At 50.2% G+C, this 243-nt stretch carries 1 rRNA gene; it reads left to right on the top strand.

Going from position 1 to position 243, the window contains the following annotated elements:
- A 23S ribosomal RNA gene (locus LE190_RS21725) occupies positions 1-243 on the top strand; the annotation flags it as partial.

Consider the following 243-nt stretch of genomic DNA (forward strand, 5'->3'; position numbering starts at 1 on the left):
GTGGATGCCTTGGCGATTACAGGCGATGAAGGACGTAGTAGCTTGCGATAAGCTGCGGGGAGTGAGCAAACACACTTTGATCCGCAGATTTCCGAATGGGGAAACCCGGCCTTTTAGGTCATTGCATGCTGAATACATAGGCATGCAAAGCGAACGCGGCGAACTGAAACATCTAAGTAGCTGCAGGAAAAGAAATCAACCGAGATTCCCAAAGTAGTGGCGAGCGAAATGGGATGAGCCTGT

It is taken from the genome of Massilia hydrophila, assembly GCF_020208145.1.
GTDB classification, from domain to species: domain Bacteria; phylum Pseudomonadota; class Gammaproteobacteria; order Burkholderiales; family Burkholderiaceae_D; genus Telluria; species Telluria hydrophila.